Origin of the sequence: Streptomyces sp. IBSNAI002 (assembly GCF_052244475.1) — a bacterium.
GTDB lineage: Bacteria > Actinomycetota > Actinomycetes > Streptomycetales > Streptomycetaceae > Streptomyces.
The window spans coordinates 5,778,028-5,793,457 of the sequence record NZ_JBQPXG010000002.1 but is presented as its reverse complement, the minus strand read 5'-3'; the positions used below and the strand labels follow the sequence as shown (position 1 = coordinate 5,793,457).

The following is a 15,430-nucleotide window of genomic DNA, read 5'->3' as shown; positions in this document are numbered from 1 at the left end:
GACGGGACATACCCGCCCCTCTCCCTGAAACTGCGAACCGGATGCGCCCCTCGCGGAGCGCGCCGGATCAGGAGACGCCCAGCTCCTTGGCGTTGGCCTTCAGGTCCTCGATGCCACCGCACAGGAAGAACGCCTGCTCGGGGAAGTGGTCGTAGTCACCGTCGCAGATCGCGTTGAACGCGGTGATCGACTCGTCGAGCGGAACGTCCGAACCGTCCACACCGGTGAACTGCTTCGCCACGTGGGTGTTCTGCGACAGGAAGCGCTCGACGCGACGGGCACGGTGGACAACGAGCTTGTCCTCCTCGCCCAGCTCGTCGATACCGAGGATCGCGATGATGTCCTGGAGGTCCTTGTACTTCTGGAGGATCCCCTTGACGCGCATCGCCGTGGCGTAGTGGTCCGCCGCGATGTACCGCGGGTCGAGGATGCGGGACGTCGAGTCCAGCGGGTCCACGGCCGGGTAGATGCCCTTCTCGGAGATCGGACGGGAGAGAACCGTCGTCGCGTCGAGGTGGGCGAAGGTGGTCGCCGGCGCCGGGTCGGTCAGGTCGTCCGCGGGGACGTAGATCGCCTGCATCGAGGTGATCGAGTGACCACGGGTCGAGGTGATGCGCTCCTGGAGGAGACCCATCTCGTCGGCCAGGTTCGGCTGGTAACCCACCGCGGAGGGCATGCGGCCGAGCAGGGTCGACACCTCGGAACCCGCCTGGGTGTACCGGAAGATGTTGTCGATGAAGAACAGCACGTCCTGCTTCTGCACATCGCGGAAGTACTCCGCCATGGTCAGACCGGCCAGGGCGACGCGCAGACGGGTGCCCGGGGGCTCGTCCATCTGGCCGAAGACGAGCGCCGTCTTGTCGATGACGCCCGAGTCGGCCATTTCCTCGATGAGGTCGTTGCCCTCACGGGTGCGCTCACCGACGCCCGCGAACACCGACACACCGTCGTGGTTGTTGGCGACGCGGTAGATCATTTCCTGGATCAGAACGGTCTTGCCGACACCGGCACCACCGAACAGACCGATCTTTCCACCCTTGACGTACGGGGTGAGAAGGTCGATGACCTTGACGCCGGTCTCGAACATCTCGGTCTTCGACTCGAGCTCGTCGAAGCGGGGCGCCTTGCGGTGGATCGGCCAGCGCTCGGTGACGTTGGCGTTCTCCTCCGGGTAGTTCAGCACCTCACCGAGGGTGTTGAACACCTTGCCCTTGGTGAAGTCACCGACGGGGACGGTGATGCCCTCGCCCGTGTCGGTCACCGGGGCCTGGCGGACCAGGCCGTCGGTCGGCTGCATCGAGATGGTACGGACGAGGCCGTCACCCAGGTGCTGCGCGACCTCGAGGGTCAGGGTCTTCAGTGCGCCGTCCTGGGCCGGGTCGGCGACCTGGACCTTGAGGGCGTTGTAGATCTCGGGCATGGCGTCGACGGGGAACTCCACGTCGACGACCGGGCCGATGACCCGGGCGACGCGGCCCGTGGCGGCGGCCGTCTCAACAGTGGTCGTCATTACTTGTCACTCCCCGCGGTCGCGTCAGCCATGGCGCTCGCGCCACCGACGATCTCGCTGATTTCCTGGGTGATTTCGGCCTGGCGGGCCGCGTTGGCAAGCCGGGAGAGGCTCTTGATGAGATCCCCGGCGTTGTCGGTGGCCGACTTCATCGCGCGGCGGCGGGCGGCGTGCTCGGAAGCGGCCGACTGCAGCAGTGCGTTGTAGATGCGGCTTTCGACGTAGCGCGGCAGCAGGGCGTCGAGGACGTCCTCCGCCGACGGCTCGAAGTCGAACAGCGGAAGGATCTCGCCCTTCGCGCCGGTCTCCTCCTCTGCCTTCTCGAGGCTGAGCGGCAGCATCCGGCCGTCGACCGCGTTCTGCGTCATCATCGACACGAATTCCGTGTAGATGATGTGCAGCTCGTCGACGCCGCCCTCGGCCGTCTCCGTCTGGATGGCCTCGATCAGCGGCCCGGCGACGCGCTTGGCGTCGGCGTAGGCCGGGCTGTCGGTGAAGCCGGTCCACGAATCCGCGACCTTGCGCTCGCGGAACCCGTAGTACGCCAGACCCTTGCGGCCGACGATGTACGTGTCGACGTCCTTGCCCTCAGCGCGCAGCCGCTCGGTGAGCCGCTCCGCCTGCTTGATGGCGTTCGAGGAGTAGCCGCCGGCCAGACCGCGGTCGCTCGTGATGAGCAGAACCGCGGCACGGGTCGGCGTCTCGACCTCGGTCGTCAGGGCGTGCTTGGTGTTCGAGCCGGTCGCCACCGCGGTCACCGCACGGGTGAGCTCGGTCGCGTACGGCATCGATGCCGCCACCTTGCGCTGCGCCTTGACGATGCGCGAGGCGGCGATCATCTCCATCGCCTTGGTGATCTTCTTGGTCGCCGTGACGGCACGGATGCGACGCTTGTAGACCCGGAGCTGCGCTCCCATGAGTCAGGTCCCTTCCGTCGTCACTTGGAGACGTTGACGGCCGGCGCGTCCTCGCCCAGGAGCTTGCCGTCCGAGGTCTCGAACTGCTGCTTGAAGCCGGCGATGGCGTCCGCGATGGAGGACAGGGTGTCGTCCGACATCTTGCCGCCGTCGGCGATGGAGGTGAGGAGGTCCTTGCGCTCGCGGCGCAGGTGCTCCAGCAGCTCCGACTCGAAGCGGCGGATGTCGTTCACCGGAACGTCGTCCATCTTGCCGGTGGTGCCGGCCCAGACGGAGACGACCTGCTCCTCGACGGGCATCGGCTGGTACTGGCCCTGCTTCAGCAGCTCGACCAGACGCTTGCCGCGCTCCAGCGAGGCCTTCGACGCGGCGTCCAGGTCGGAACCGAAGGCGGCGAACGCCTCCAGCTCGCGGTACTGGGCGAGGTCCAGGCGCAGACGGCCGGAAACCTGCTTCATGGCCTTGTGCTGGGCGGAGCCACCGACGCGGGAGACCGAGATACCGACGTTCAGCGCCGGGCGCTGGCCCGCGTTGAACAGGTCGGACTCCAGGAAGCACTGGCCGTCGGTGATGGAGATGACGTTGGTCGGGATGAACGCCGACACGTCGTTCGCCTTGGTCTCGACGATCGGCAGACCGGTCATCGAACCGGCACCCATGTCGTCGGACAGCTTCGCGCAGCGCTCCAGCAGACGGGAGTGCAGGTAGAAGACGTCACCCGGGTAGGCCTCGCGGCCCGGCGGGCGGCGCAGCAGCAGCGACACGGCGCGGTAGGCGTCGGCCTGCTTCGACAGGTCGTCGAAGATGATCAGGACGTGCTTGCCGGCGTACATCCAGTGCTGGCCGATGGCGGAACCGGTGTACGGCGCCAGGTACTTGAAGCCGGCCGGGTCGGACGCCGGGGCGGCGACGATCGTCGTGTACTCGAGCGCACCGGCGTCTTCCAGGGCGCCGCGAACGGACGCGATGGTCGAGCCCTTCTGGCCGATGGCGACGTAGATGCAGCGGACCTGCTTGTTCACGTCGCCCGAGCGCCAGTTGTCGCGCTGGTTGATGATCGTGTCGACGGCCAGCGCGGTCTTGCCGGTCTGACGGTCACCGATGATCAGCTGACGCTGGCCGCGGCCGACCGGCACCATCGCGTCGATGGCCTTGTAGCCGGTCTGCATCGGCTCGTGAACCGACTTGCGGATCATGACGCCGGGGGCCTGCAGTTCGAGGGCGCGGCGGCCTTCGGTCGCGATCTCGCCGAGACCGTCGATCGGGTTGCCGAGCGGGTCGACGACGCGGCCGAGGTAGCCCTCGCCGACGCCGACGGAGAGCACCTCACCGGTGCGCTGCACCGGCTGGCCCTCCTCGATACCGCTGAACTCGCCGAGGACGACCGCACCGATCTCGCGCTCCTCGAGGTTGAGGGCGAGACCGAGGGTGCCGTCCTCGAACTTCAGCAGCTCGTTCGCCATGGCGGAGGGCAGGCCCTCCACCTTCGCGATGCCGTCGCCGGCAACGCTGACCGTTCCGACCTCCTCGCGCGAGGCCGCGTCCGGCTGGTACGACTGGACAAAGTTCTCCAGTGCGTCCCGGATCTCCTCCGGCCGGATCGTGAGCTCCGCCATCTGGGTTCCCTGCTCTCCTTGTTGGGCCTGAAGCTTCTTCGGGGTCTGGGGGCGACCCCCAGGAATCTTCTGCAAGTTCTGCACGGCCCAACCGGGCCGCTAGGAATGCGTTGTTCTATTGGTGGCTGGTCAGCCGGCCATGCGGCGGGACGCCTCTGCGAGGCGGTCCGCGATGGTGCCGTCGATGACCTCGTCGCCGACCCGCACCGTGATCCCGCCGAGGACCTCGGGGTCCACGTCGAGGTTCAGGTGCATCTGGCGGCCGTACAGCTTGGCCAGCACCGCGCCGAGACGCGCCTTCTGCACGTCGCTGAGCGGAACCGCGCTGGTCACGGTGGCGACCATGCGGTTGCGGCGCTCTGCGGCGAGCGTGGAAAGGGACTCGAGTCCCGCTTCCAGGCTACGTCCACGCGGCAGCGAGACAAGACGGATCACCAGGCGCTCGGTGACGGCGTTCACCTTGCCGCCGAGCAGGCTGCGCAGCAGCTCGCCCTTGGCGGCGGTGGTCGCCGCACGGTCGGTCAGCGCGGCACGCAGCCCGGTGTTCGAGGCGACGATCCGGCCGAAGCGGAAGATCTCGTCCTCGACGTTGTCGAGCGCGTCTGCCTGCTGGGCCGCGGTGAGGTCGGCGGTGTTCGCCAGCTCCTCCAGCGAGTCCACCAGGTCGCGGGACTGCGACCAGCGGGACCGGACCATGCCGGACACCAGGTCGAGGGTTTCCCCGCCCACCTGGCTGCCCAGCAGCCGACCGGCCAGCTCGGCCTTGGCCTCGCCGGACTGCGCCGGGTCGGTGAGGACCCGACGCAGCGAGACCTCACGGTCGAGCAGCGCGGTGACGGCAGCCAGCTCACCGGCGAGCTTCGCCGCGTCGACGGACGTGTTGTCCGTCAGCGCGTCGAGACGCTCGCGCGCGGAGGCCAGTGCCTCGCGGCTCGCTCCGTTCATCGGGCGGCCTCGGCCTTCTCCTCGAGCTCGCTGAGGAAGCGGTCGATCGTGCGGCTCTGCCGGGCGTGGTCCTCGAGGGACTCGCCGACGAGCTTTCCGGCCAGGTCGGTGGCGAGCTTGCCCACGTCCTGACGCAGCGCCTGAGAGGCGGCCTTACGGTCGGCCGCGATCTGGGCGTGGCCGGCAGCGATGATCTCCTCACGCTGCCGCTGGCCCTCTGCGCGCAGTTCTTCCTTGAGCGCAGTGCCCTGCTCCAGCGCTTCCTGGCGCAGGCGCGCGGCCTCGTGCCGGGCTTCGGCGAGCTGGGCCTTGTACTGCTCCAGGACGCTCTGGGCCTCGGTCTGGGCGGCTTCCGCCTTTTCGATACCGCCTTCGATCGCCGCGTGACGCTCGTCCAGAACCTTGTTGATGTTCGGGAGGAGCTTCTTCGCGAGGAAACCGAAGACGATGACGAAGGCGAGCAGACCGATGACGAGCTCGGGGATCGGCGGGACGAGGGGGTTACCCGGCTCCTCGGCCGCGAGAACCAGGAGGTTCACATCAGTGCCTTTCGTCGATTCGGACTAGTCGTGGAGTTCGTCTTAGTAGACGAACGGCATGACCAGACCGATGAGGGCGAGCGCCTCACAGAAGGCGAAGCCGAGGATCTGGTTGGCGCGGATCAGACCGGCAGCCTCAGGCTGACGGGCGAGAGCCTGCGTGCCGTTACCGAAGATGATGCCGACGCCGACGCCCGGGCCGATCGCCGCGAGACCGTAACCGACGGAGCTGAGGGAACCTTCGACGGCAGCAAGGGTCTGGGACATGCCAGTTCTTCCTTCTCTTTCATGGACCGGTGGGGGTTGGCCACCGGACGATTCGGGGGTTTGCGGAGCGGACTCGCTCAGTGGTGCTCGGCGAGCGCGCCCTGCAGGAAGCTGCAGGCCAGGAGCACGAAGACGTAAGCCTGGACAGCCTGGATGAAGAGCTCGAACGCGGTCATCACGATGACCATGACGAACGAGACACCGGCGTAGGCGATGCCGATCCCGTTCAGCAGGTACCAGCTGGCGATGGTGAACAGCAGCAGCAGGGTGTGACCGGCGAACATGTTCGCGAACAGTCGGACCGCGTGGGTGAACGGGCGGACGATGACGTTCGAGAAGAACTCGATCACCATGACCATCGGCAGGATCGGGCCGAGGGACTTGTCGTAGCCCGTGAGGTTCTTGAAGCCGCCGACGAAGCCGTGGCGCTTGAAGGTCACCGACATCCACATGACGTAGATGATCGCGGCGAGACCGGCCGGGTACGCGATGACCGCGGTCACCGGGAACTGGGCGAGCGGCACGATCGACCACAGGTTCATGATCCAGACGAAGAAGAACGTCGCGACCATGAAGGGGACGTACTTCTCGCCTTCCTTCTTGCCGAGCGTCTCGTAGACGATGCCGCGGCGAACGAAGTCGTAGCCCGCCTCGGCGATCATCTGAAGCTTGCCCGGGACGACCTTCGGCTTCCGGAACGCTGCCCAGAAGAAGCCGACGATGATGACCGAGCCCAGCAGGGCGAGCAGCATCGTCTTGTTGAAGTACAGGTTGCTGTCGGCGTCACCGAAGATCGGCTCGAACAGGAACGAGTACAGGGTCGGGCCCGGGAAGCCGCAGCCAGTGCCGTCTTCGAAATGACAGTTGATATCGAAGGCGAGCGTCATGTCAGCAGCACTCACCGCAGGGCTCCTTCAGCGTGGCGCATAGGTACGGCAACCTCGTTGTGTCGGCGCGGCGAGCAGCCGCGGTTCGGCACTGGACTGGTGTTACGGATGGTGGGGCGGCGATCAGGCATCGAGCCTCGCGATGGAACAGGCGTCAGCTCAGATGCCCGCGCCCGCAGTGCCGCAGTTGGCACCGGACGATAGCAGGATCTCGAACGCCCACTTATCCCGGCCCTACCCTTCACGACCTCGGCCCCGGATTTTCGGGCTTGTCGCCCTTCATCGAGTCCGGTTCGACGTAAAGGATCTTGGCCTTCATGTGAGCACGGGTCTGTGCGCCGATCCACACGAGGGTGGTGGCGACGAGCGTGATCGCGAAGGCCTTGGGGTGGAACAGAGTGGTGTTCTTGAACGCGGCGAGAAAGACGAAGAGCAGCAGAATCTGGGCCGCGTAGAGCATGAGCCCCATGGCCTGGAAGAGATGCGGGAGTGATTTCGCCGTGCGCTGCAGAACGACGAATCCGATGCCCATGAACAGAATCACGACCAGCGTCGCGACGACGGCACCGACCGCCCCCTTGCCGCCGACGACCAGAGCGCTGATCACGGCGGCGAGAGCGCCGGCGGCAGCGGTGGGTACGGCGGCTTGCAGGAGAGATCGGACGTCATCAGACCGCATGGCGGGTTGCTCCGCGTGGTGGTGGGGGCACGGGACTCGTACGGGACGAGCGTAAGCCCGGTCCGAGTGTGATCCTCGGGCCAATGGACCGTCGCACTACGGTCCTTCGGCTCTGTCGCCGGGTTTAGTGAACGGTATCACAAACTATTTGATGAGAGCTTTACCTGCGAAGTGTGCTGACTGTCACACATGAGAGGGACCCTGCGCGTGTGTGCGCGACAGGGAGGCTCCTTGTCTGCTAATGGCCATTCATATCCGATATGCGCCCCGGCCGTCAGCGGGTCGATTCGGCCTTACGCCGGTCGGGGAAGCGCGAACGGGGGCCGATGGCGGTCGCCCCGTTGACGCCCGAGACCCCCGCCGCGATCGGCCTCGCGGGCTCCGGCTCGGTGCCCGAAGCGTCCCTGGCAGCCGCTTCGGCAGCGGCCTCGGCGGCCCGTGCGGCGTGCCGGTAGCGCGGCGGAACCAGGCTCTCCGCCCAGCGCGGGGTACGGGGGGTGAAGCGCGGCAGGAGCAGCAGGATCAGGCCCACCGCACTGAGCGCGGCGATCGCGAGAACGATCCACATCGAGGCCGAGTTCACCGAGTACGCCACCGTGCCGAAGGCGATCAGCCCCGACCAGAAGTACATGATCAGGACGGCCCGGCTGTGCGAATGTCCGAGCTCGAGGAGCCGGTGGTGCAGGTGCCCGCGGTCGGCGGCGAACGGCGACTGGCCCTTCCACGTGCGCCGGGCGATGGCCAGGACCAGGTCCGCCATCGGGATCGCGATGATCGTCAGCGGCAGGATCAGCGGGATGAACACGGGGAACATCGCGTGCGTCGCGTTGCGCTCACCACCCGCGAACAGGGCGAGCGCGTCCGGGTCGACCTGGCCGCTGATCGAGATCGCGGAGGCGGCGAGCACCAGGCCGATGAGCATCGAGCCGGAGTCCCCCATGAAGATCCGGGCGGGGTGCATGTTGTGCGGCAGGAAGCCCAGGCACATGCCCATCAGGATCGCGGCGAAGAGCGTCGCGGGCGCGGCCGCCTCGATGCCGTAGCCGAACCAGATCCGGTAGGAGTACAGGAAGAACGCGGTGGCGGCGATGCACACCATGCCGGCGGCCAGGCCGTCCAGGCCGTCCACGAAGTTCACGGCGTTGATGGTGATCACGACGAGGGCCACGGTGAGCAGGTTGCCCTGCCACTGGGTGAGCGCGACCGTCCCGATCCACGGGACCGGGATCCACAGGATCGTCAGACCCTGCATCACCATCACGCCGGCGGAGATCATCTGGGCGCCGAGCTTGATCAGGGCGTCGATCTCGAACTTGTCGTCGAGTACGCCGACGAGCCAGATCAGGGCGGCGCCGGAGAGCAGCGCGCGCGGTTCGTTCGAGAGCTCGAAGACCCCGTTGAGGTTGCGCAGGTGGTCGGCGACCAGCAGACCCGCGCACAGGCCGCCGAACATGGCGATGCCGCCCAGCCGCGGTGTGGGCTCGCGGTGCACGTCGCGGGCACGGATCTCCGGCATGGCCCCGGCCGCGATCGCGAACTTCCGCACGGGCCCGGTCAGCAGGTAGGTCACCGCGACCGTGACACAAAGTGTCAGCAGATATTCACGCACGGGCTGCCCCAGATGTATCGCCGGCCATCTCAGCCCCACACATTAGCTGTGATGTCCCCTCCGCCGAGGACGCGAGGGGACGGCATCCCGGTTCCCGTACGCCCCGCTTGTCCCGCTTACTCCCCGTAAGGGGGAAATCCCATCGTCAGTTCCTTGACCTCCGTGCGGGTCCGCGCGGCATCGCCGTGCAGCGCGGCCGCGAACAGCGCCGCGATACGCGGCATCTGCTCCTCCCCCATCCCCTGGCTGGTCACCGCGGCGGTGCCCAGCCGCACCCCGCGCTGGTCCCCGTACGGGAGGGCACAGGTGTCGAGCACGATCCCGGCGGCGGCCAGCCGGCCGCGCGCGGCCGGTCCGTCCACGCCCAGCGGGGCCGGGTCGGCGGTGATCAGGTGGGTGTCGGTGCCGCCGGTGGTCACGGTGAAGCCGCGCTCTTCCAACGCCTCTGCCAGCGCACGAGCGTTGGCGACGACCCGGTGCGCGTACGTGGTGAAGGCGGGGGCAGCGGCCTCCCCGAAGGCGACGGCCTTGGCCGCGATGGTGTGCATCTGGGCGCCGCCCTGGGTGAAGGGGAACACCGCCCGGTCGATCCGCTCGGCGAACTCCGCGCCGCACAGCAGCATGCCGCCGCGCGGACCGCGCAGGACCTTGTGCGTGGTCGCGCAGACGATGTCGGCGTACGGGACCGGGCTGGGCGCGGCACCGCCCGCCACCAGCCCGATCGGGTGGGCGGCGTCGGCGATCAGATAGGCGCCGACCTCGTCGGCGATCTCCCGGAAGGCCGAGTACTCGGGGTGGCGGGGGTAGGAGATGGAGCCGCAGACGATCGCTTTCGGCCGGTGCGCGTGCGCGAGCTGCTGCACCTGCTCGTAGTCGATGAGCCCGGTCTCCGCGTCCACTCCGTACCCGACGAAGTCGAACCACCGCCCGGAGAAGTTCGCGGGCGAGCCGTGCGTGAGGTGGCCGCCGTACGGGAGCCCCATCGCCAGCACCGTGTCCCCGGGCCGCAGCAGCGCGGCGTAGCCGGCCAGGACCGCGGAGGAGCCGGAGTGCGGCTGCACGTTGGCGTGCTCGGCGCCGAACAGCGCCTTCGCGCGTTCCACGGCGACCTGCTCGGCCACGTCGACGTACTCGCAGCCGCCGTGGTAGCGGGCGCCCGGATAGCCCTCGGCGTACTTGTTGGAGAGCGGGGAGCCCAGCGCCGCGAGCACGGCGGGCGAGGTGAAGTTCTCGGCGGCGATCAGCTGCAGGGTGCTCGCCTGGCGCTGCCGCTCTCCCTCGAGCACGTCGGCCATCTGCGGGTCCTGCCGTCGCAGGACGTCCGTGGGCTGGGTGATGACGCTCATGGCGCGACTCCATGGGTACCGGGTACCAGCCACTGTAGGCCGCGGCCGCAGATCGCGCCCTGCGACGGGCCGCCCGCCCGGGCGGCGGGGTCAGCGGGAAGCCGTCACGCCCGTCAGGGCCGTGACCACCGGGTCCAGCGCCTGGTTGATCTCGTCGCCGATCGAGCGGAAGAAGGTGATCGGCGCCCCGTACGGGTCGTACACCTCGTCCGCGTCGGGCGAGGGGGCCAGCAGCCAGCCGCGCAGCGCCGCCGCGGCCCGCACCAGGGCCCGCGCGCGCTCGGCCATGCCGTCGTCCAGCGGCGGCAGGGTGGCCGGATCTATCGCCCGCACCAGCCGGGTGAACTCCTTCAGCGTGAAGGTGCGCAGCCCCGCCGAGTGACCCATCGAGATGACCTGCGCCCGGTGGTCGCGGGTGGCCGTCAGCACCAGGTCGGCCCGGATGACGTGCTCGTCGAGCAGTTCCCGCCCGGTGAAACCGGAGGCGTCGGCTCCGAAGTCCGCCAGCACGGCGGCCGCGTTCGCCTCCATCGGCGCGCCCTCGTGGCCCCAGGTGCCGGCGCTCTCCACGATGAGGTCCGCGGTGGCCGGGCCCCCGAGGCGGTGGGCGAGGGCGTGCCGCGTCAGCCGCTCGGTGATGGGCGAGCGGCACACGTTCCCGGTGCTGACGTGGAGTATGCGGAAAGATCCCTCAGCTATGCCACGCCCGTCAGGGCTCACGGGGCGACCTCGAGGTCGGGTACGACCTCCCGCAGCTGCTCCGCGGTGAGTGCCCCTTCGCGCAGCAGGACGGGAACCTTCCCGGTGACGTCGACGATCGACGACGGCTGGATGCCGGGCGTCGGCCCGCCGTCCAGGTACACGGACACGGAGTCGCCGAGCATCTCGCGCGCCGCGTCGCAGTCCTCGGGGGCCGGGTGACCGGACAGGTTGGCCGAGGACACCGCCATCGGGCCGACCTCGGTCAGCAGCTCGATCGCCACGGGGTGCAGGGGCATGCGCACGGCCACGGTGCCGTCGGTGTCGCCGAGGTCCCAGGCCAGCGAGGGCTGGTGCTTGGCCACGAGCGTCAGCGCGCCCGGCCAGAAGGCGTCGACGAGCTCCCACGCCTGCTCGGAGAAGTCGGTGACCAGGCCGTGCAGGGTGTTCGGGGAGCCGATGAGCACCGGGGTGGGCATGCTGCGGCCCCGGCCCTTGGCCGCGAGGAGGTCGTGGACGGCTTCCGGGCTGAAGGCGTCCGCTCCGATCCCGTACAGGGTGTCGGTGGGCAGCACGACGAGCTCGCCGCGGCGCACGGCGGATGCGGCTTCGCGCAGACCCGTCTTGCGGTCCGTCGCGTCGTTGCAGTCGTATCGCCGGGCCATCAGCGGGACTCCTCGTGCAGCAGGGGGGTGGCGGGAACGGGGGCGATCACGGCAGTGCCTTGCGGGCGGTCGCGAAGCGCGGGCGGTTGTTGAGGTCCGGGTGGTCGGCCGCGTCGGCCCAGCCCTGCTCCTCGGCGAAGATCCACGGGACCTGGCCGCCCTGGGTGTCGGCGTGCTCGATGACGACGATGCCGCCGGGCCGCAGCAGCCGGTGGGCGGTGCGCTCGATGCCGCGGATGGTGTCGAGGCCGTCCTCGCCGGAGAAGAGGGCCATCTCCGGATCGTGGTCGCGGGCCTCGGGCGCCACGTACTCCCACTCGGTGAGCGGGATGTACGGCGGGTTGGAGATGACGAGGTCGACCTGTCCGTCGAGCTCCGGCAGGGCGCTCAGCGCGTCCCCCTGGTGGACGGTGACCCGGGAGCCCTCGGCGTTCTTGCGGGTCCAGCGCAGGGCTTCCTCGGAGAGCTCCACCGCGTGCACGCGCGAGCGCGGCACCTCCTGCGCCATGGCCAGCGCGATCGCGCCGGAGCCGGTGCACAGGTCGACGATCAGCGGCTCGACCACGTCCATGGCCCGCACGGCGTGTATGGCCCAGTCCACGACCGACTCGGTCTCGGGCCGGGGCACGAACACCCCGGGCCCGACCTGGAGCTCCAGGTAGCGGAAGAAAGCGCGGCCGGTGATGTGCTGGAGCGGCTCGCGCGCCTCGCGGCGGGCGACGGCCTCCCAGTAGCGGGCGTCGAAGTCCGCGTCCTTGACGTGGTGCAGTTCCCCCCGCTTGACGCCGTGCACGAAGGCCGCGAGCTCCTCCGCGTCGAAGCGCGGTGAGGGCACGCCGGCGGCGGCCAGCCGCTGGGTGGCCTGGGCCACCTCGGCAAGCAGCAAGTTCACGCTGGTCCTCCGGGCTGCTGTCGTACGGGGGGGTGGTACGGGGTGGTACGGGTGGGACGTGCTGCCTTGCGGCTCCGCCGCCGTCAGGCCTTACTGGGCGGCCGCGAGCTTGGCGGCGGAGTCGGCGTCGACGCAGGCCTGGATGACCGAGTCGAGGTCGCCGTCGAGCACCTGGTCCAAGTTGTACGCCTTGAATCCGGTGCGGTGGTCCGAGATGCGGTTTTCCGGGAAGTTGTACGTACGGATCTTCTCGGACCGGTCCACGGAGCGCACCTGGCTGCGGCGCACGTCGGAAGCCTCCTGCTCGGCGGCTTCCTGGGCGGCGGCCAGCAGGCGCGACCGCAGGATGCGCATGGCCTGCTCCTTGTTCTGGAGCTGGCTCTTCTCGTTCTGGCAGGAGGCGACCACACCGGTCGGCAGGTGCGTGATGCGCACGGCCGAGTCGGTGGTGTTGACGGACTGGCCGCCGGGGCCGGAGGAGCGGTACACGTCGATGCGGAGGTCGTTCATGTTGATCTCGACCTCGACCTCCTCGGCCTCCGGGGTGACGAGCACGCCGGCGGCGGAGGTGTGGATGCGGCCCTGGGACTCGGTGGCCGGAACCCGCTGGACGCGGTGCACGCCGCCCTCGTACTTCAGGCGGGCCCACACGCCCTGGCCGGGCTCGGTGGCGCCGTTGCCGCCCTTGGTGCGCACGGAGACCTGGACGTCCTTGTAGCCGCCGAGCTCGGACTCGGTGGCGTCGATGATCTCGGTCTTCCAGCCCACGCGCTCGGCGTAGCGCAGGTACATGCGCAGCAGGTCGCCGGCGAACAGGGCGGACTCGTCGCCGCCCGCGCCCGCCTTGACCTCGAGGAGCACGTCCTTGTCGTCGCTGGGGTCGCGCGGGACGAGCAGCAGGCGGAGCTTCTCGGTGAGCTCCTCGCGCTGCTGCGTCAGCTCCTTGACCTCGGCGGCGAAGTCCGGGTCGTCTGCCGCGAACTCCTTCGCCGTCTCGATGTCCTCCGCCGACTGCTTCCACGCCCGGAAGGTCGCGATGATCGGGGTCAGCTCCGCGTAGCGCTTGTTGAGCTTGCGCGCGTTGGCCTGATCGGAGTGGACCGAAGGGTCGGCGAGCTTCTTCTCAAGGTCGGCGTGCTCGCCGACCAGTTCCTCGACCGCCTCGAACATCGGGGTACTCCTGGGGTAAAAGTGCGAAGGACTGCAGGGGGTGCTGGACGACGACAAAGGCGCCGGTCCGGCCGCCCCCGAGTGGACAGGGGGCGGCCGGAGACCGGCGCCTGGGTCGCGCTACTTCTTGGCCGCACCCTTGCCGAAGCGAGCCTCGAAGCGGGCCACGCGGCCACCGGTGTCGAGGATCTTCTGCTTGCCCGTGTAGAACGGGTGGCACTCGGAGCAGACCTCGGCGCGGATGGCGCCGTTCGTCAGCGTCGAGCGGGTGGTGAACGACGCGCCACAGGTGCAGCTGACCTGGGTCTCGACGTACTCGGGGTGGATCTCGCTCTTCAAGGTGTCTCCTAGATTCGGGAGGGCGCCGGGTCGCAGGAGCCGAATTGCGCACTGCGTGAACCGGGGCCGACAGACCAGTCTGCCAGGACCGGGCTGCCTGTCAAAATTCTGAGGACGCCTCCGTCAACGGCGGGGGGCCGGCATCTATTCCGGCCCTGCCCCGCCCGGCCCTCACTGCACGATCGAACCGGCCGTGCCCTTGTCGCCCGTGGAGTTCGCGGTGGCCTCGGCGGGGATCGGCTGGTCGGCCAGCAGGGCGTCCCAGACCAGCTTGGACTCCTTCTTCAGCGGGGCGACGCGGTTGGCGTCGATCGCGTCCGTGGTCACCGGCAGGGTGATCATGTGCATGTCCTGGGCGTCGATGCTCTGGAGGCTCTGGGCGAAGCCCATGAGGGATTTCACATCGCCGAGGGACTTGTCGGTGGTGATCGACTTGGTGCCCGTGTCGGCGAGGTCGAGCAGCTTCTTGGGGTTGTCGAACAGCCCGATGCTCTTGACCTGCTTGATCAGCGCCTTGATGAAGGCCTGCTGGAGCTGTATTCGGCCGAGGTCTCCGCCGTCCCCGACCGCGTGGCGGGTGCGGACCAGGCCGAGGGCCTGCTCGCCGTTCAGCTTGTTCGGGCCGGCCGGCAGGTCCAGGTGGCTGTAGTCGTCCTTGATCGGCTTCGCCGTGGTGACCTGCACCCCGCCGAGGGTGTCGATGATCTTCTTGAAGCCCGTGAAGTCGACCTCGATGTAGTGGTCCATGCGGATCCCCGACATCTTCTCGACGGTCTTGACCGCGCAGGCCGCTCCGCCGACGGTGTAGGCCTCGTTGAACTGCACGCGCGGACCGCCGGGGTCGGTCTTGCCCTTGGCGGTGGTGCAGGCGGGCCGGGCGGTCATGGTGTCGCGGGGTATGGACACGATGCTGGCCTTGGTGTGGCCCTCGTTCAGGTGGACGATCATCGCCGTGTCGGAGCGGGCGGAGCCGCCGTCGTCCGGACCGTAGTCGGCGTTGGCCCCGCCGCGGGAGTCGGAACCGAGGACCAGGATGTCCATCGAGCCGTTGTCGATGTTCTGCGGGCGGTCGGTGCCGAGCGCCTGGTCGATGTCGACGGTCTTCAGGTTGCCGTTCAGCTTGAAGTAGAAGTACCCGAGGCCCGCCCCGCCCAGCAGGACCACGCCCGCGGCGCTCCACGCGGCGATGGCGAGGGCCCTGCGGCGCTTCGGCGCTTTCCGTCGACGCCGGCCCGCGGCACCACGGCCGCCGCCGTTGCTGTCCTGGCTCATGCTCTCCTCAGTCCTGAACGCGGTCCCCTGTCCCTTTGACACAGACGGACTAACGTCCCCCAGGGTTCCACGGCCGCC

At 68.9% G+C, this 15,430-nt stretch carries 16 protein-coding genes; all 16 read right to left on the bottom strand.

The features are described 5' to 3' along the window. Positions 1–67: 67 nt before the first annotated feature. The 16 genes from atpD to ACTVZO_RS27945 all read right to left on the bottom strand — a co-directional run bounded on the left by atpD (position 68) and on the right by ACTVZO_RS27945 (position 15,352). Positions 68–1,510, bottom strand: a complete 1,443-nt coding sequence (atpD, locus tag ACTVZO_RS28020) for a F0F1 ATP synthase subunit beta (RefSeq protein ID WP_392646853.1) — start codon at positions 1,508–1,510, stop codon at positions 68–70. Then, complete coding sequence (locus tag ACTVZO_RS28015) at positions 1,510–2,427, bottom strand: F0F1 ATP synthase subunit gamma (RefSeq protein ID WP_443300982.1); 918 nt, start codon at positions 2,425–2,427, stop codon at positions 1,510–1,512. Before ACTVZO_RS28015 ends, atpD begins: the two co-directional genes overlap by 1 nt. Positions 2,428–2,447: 20 nt before the next feature. Beyond that, entirely contained in the window at positions 2,448–4,043 is a 1,596-nt protein-coding gene (gene atpA / locus ACTVZO_RS28010) for a F0F1 ATP synthase subunit alpha (protein ID WP_443300981.1), read from the bottom strand. A gap of 129 nt (positions 4,044–4,172) precedes the next feature. Continuing rightward, positions 4,173–4,988: a F0F1 ATP synthase subunit delta gene (locus ACTVZO_RS28005; protein WP_443300980.1), complete on the bottom strand. Its 816-nt coding sequence runs from the start codon at positions 4,986–4,988 to the stop codon at positions 4,173–4,175. Then, the gene (locus ACTVZO_RS28000) at positions 4,985–5,527 is read right to left on the bottom strand and encodes a F0F1 ATP synthase subunit B (protein ID WP_443300979.1); all 543 of its coding nucleotides are present in this window, start codon (positions 5,525–5,527) and stop codon (positions 4,985–4,987) included. Before ACTVZO_RS28000 ends, ACTVZO_RS28005 begins: the two co-directional genes overlap by 4 nt. 42 nt (positions 5,528–5,569) lie before the next feature. Beyond that, the gene (atpE, locus tag ACTVZO_RS27995; protein ID WP_030545783.1) at positions 5,570–5,794 is read right to left on the bottom strand and encodes an ATP synthase F0 subunit C; all 225 of its coding nucleotides are present in this window, start codon (positions 5,792–5,794) and stop codon (positions 5,570–5,572) included. A gap of 77 nt (positions 5,795–5,871) precedes the next feature. Next, positions 5,872–6,681, bottom strand: coding sequence for a F0F1 ATP synthase subunit A (atpB, locus tag ACTVZO_RS27990; RefSeq protein ID WP_443303285.1), 810 nt, complete (start codon positions 6,679–6,681; stop codon positions 5,872–5,874). 241 nt (positions 6,682–6,922) lie between these two features. After that, complete coding sequence (locus ACTVZO_RS27985; RefSeq protein WP_069921963.1) at positions 6,923–7,360, bottom strand: hypothetical protein; 438 nt, start codon at positions 7,358–7,360, stop codon at positions 6,923–6,925. Between the two features lie 274 nt (positions 7,361–7,634). After that, positions 7,635–8,969: an MraY family glycosyltransferase gene (locus ACTVZO_RS27980; protein WP_443300978.1), complete on the bottom strand. Its 1,335-nt coding sequence runs from the start codon at positions 8,967–8,969 to the stop codon at positions 7,635–7,637. Positions 8,970–9,085: 116 nt separating this feature from the next. Next, positions 9,086–10,315 carry a serine hydroxymethyltransferase gene (gene glyA, locus ACTVZO_RS27975; protein ID WP_443300977.1) on the bottom strand — a complete coding sequence of 410 codons (1,230 nt, stop codon included), beginning with the start codon at positions 10,313–10,315 and terminating at the stop codon, positions 9,086–9,088. Between the two features lie 90 nt (positions 10,316–10,405). Next, a complete protein-coding gene (locus tag ACTVZO_RS27970; protein WP_443300976.1) occupies positions 10,406–11,035 on the bottom strand; it encodes an arsenate reductase/protein-tyrosine-phosphatase family protein in 630 nt (209 codons plus the stop codon). After that, complete coding sequence (locus ACTVZO_RS27965; RefSeq protein ID WP_383563111.1) at positions 11,032–11,679, bottom strand: L-threonylcarbamoyladenylate synthase; 648 nt, start codon at positions 11,677–11,679, stop codon at positions 11,032–11,034. The genes ACTVZO_RS27970 and ACTVZO_RS27965 overlap by 4 nt, the downstream gene beginning before the upstream one ends. Before the next feature lie 46 nt (positions 11,680–11,725). Beyond that, positions 11,726–12,571 carry a peptide chain release factor N(5)-glutamine methyltransferase gene (gene prmC / locus ACTVZO_RS27960; RefSeq protein WP_443300975.1) on the bottom strand — a complete coding sequence of 282 codons (846 nt, stop codon included), beginning with the start codon at positions 12,569–12,571 and terminating at the stop codon, positions 11,726–11,728. 90 nt (positions 12,572–12,661) lie between these two features. Beyond that, the gene (gene prfA, locus ACTVZO_RS27955; protein ID WP_384221129.1) at positions 12,662–13,741 is read right to left on the bottom strand and encodes a peptide chain release factor 1; all 1,080 of its coding nucleotides are present in this window, start codon (positions 13,739–13,741) and stop codon (positions 12,662–12,664) included. Between the two features lie 120 nt (positions 13,742–13,861). Further along, positions 13,862–14,080: a 50S ribosomal protein L31 gene (rpmE, locus tag ACTVZO_RS27950; protein WP_069921957.1), complete on the bottom strand. Its 219-nt coding sequence runs from the start codon at positions 14,078–14,080 to the stop codon at positions 13,862–13,864. 171 nt (positions 14,081–14,251) lie between these two features. Next, on the bottom strand, positions 14,252–15,352 hold the full coding sequence (locus ACTVZO_RS27945) for an LCP family protein (protein ID WP_443300974.1): 1,101 nt from the start codon (positions 15,350–15,352) through the stop codon (positions 14,252–14,254). Positions 15,353–15,430: the final 78 nt, after the last annotated feature.

Excerpts from the sequence above, each read along its gene's own strand:
- atpD (WP_392646853.1), bottom strand. The coding sequence starts at position 1,510 with ATGACGACCACTGTTGAGACGGCCGCCGCCACGGGCCGCGTCGCCCGG.
- ACTVZO_RS28015 (WP_443300982.1), bottom strand. The coding sequence starts at position 2,427 with ATGGGAGCGCAGCTCCGGGTCTACAAGCGTCGCATCCGTGCCGTCACG.
- atpA (WP_443300981.1), bottom strand. The coding sequence starts at position 4,043 with ATGGCGGAGCTCACGATCCGGCCGGAGGAGATCCGGGACGCACTGGAG.
- ACTVZO_RS28005 (WP_443300980.1), bottom strand. The coding sequence starts at position 4,988 with ATGAACGGAGCGAGCCGCGAGGCACTGGCCTCCGCGCGCGAGCGTCTC.
- atpE (WP_030545783.1), bottom strand. The coding sequence starts at position 5,794 with ATGTCCCAGACCCTTGCTGCCGTCGAAGGTTCCCTCAGCTCCGTCGGT.
- atpB (WP_443303285.1), bottom strand. The coding sequence starts at position 6,681 with ATGACGCTCGCCTTCGATATCAACTGTCATTTCGAAGACGGCACTGGC.
- ACTVZO_RS27985 (WP_069921963.1), bottom strand. The coding sequence starts at position 7,360 with ATGCGGTCTGATGACGTCCGATCTCTCCTGCAAGCCGCCGTACCCACC.
- glyA (WP_443300977.1), bottom strand. The coding sequence starts at position 10,315 with ATGAGCGTCATCACCCAGCCCACGGACGTCCTGCGACGGCAGGACCCG.
- ACTVZO_RS27965 (WP_383563111.1), bottom strand. The coding sequence starts at position 11,679 with ATGGCCCGGCGATACGACTGCAACGACGCGACGGACCGCAAGACGGGT.
- prfA (WP_384221129.1), bottom strand. The coding sequence starts at position 13,741 with ATGTTCGAGGCGGTCGAGGAACTGGTCGGCGAGCACGCCGACCTTGAG.
- ACTVZO_RS27945 (WP_443300974.1), bottom strand. The coding sequence starts at position 15,352 with ATGAGCCAGGACAGCAACGGCGGCGGCCGTGGTGCCGCGGGCCGGCGT.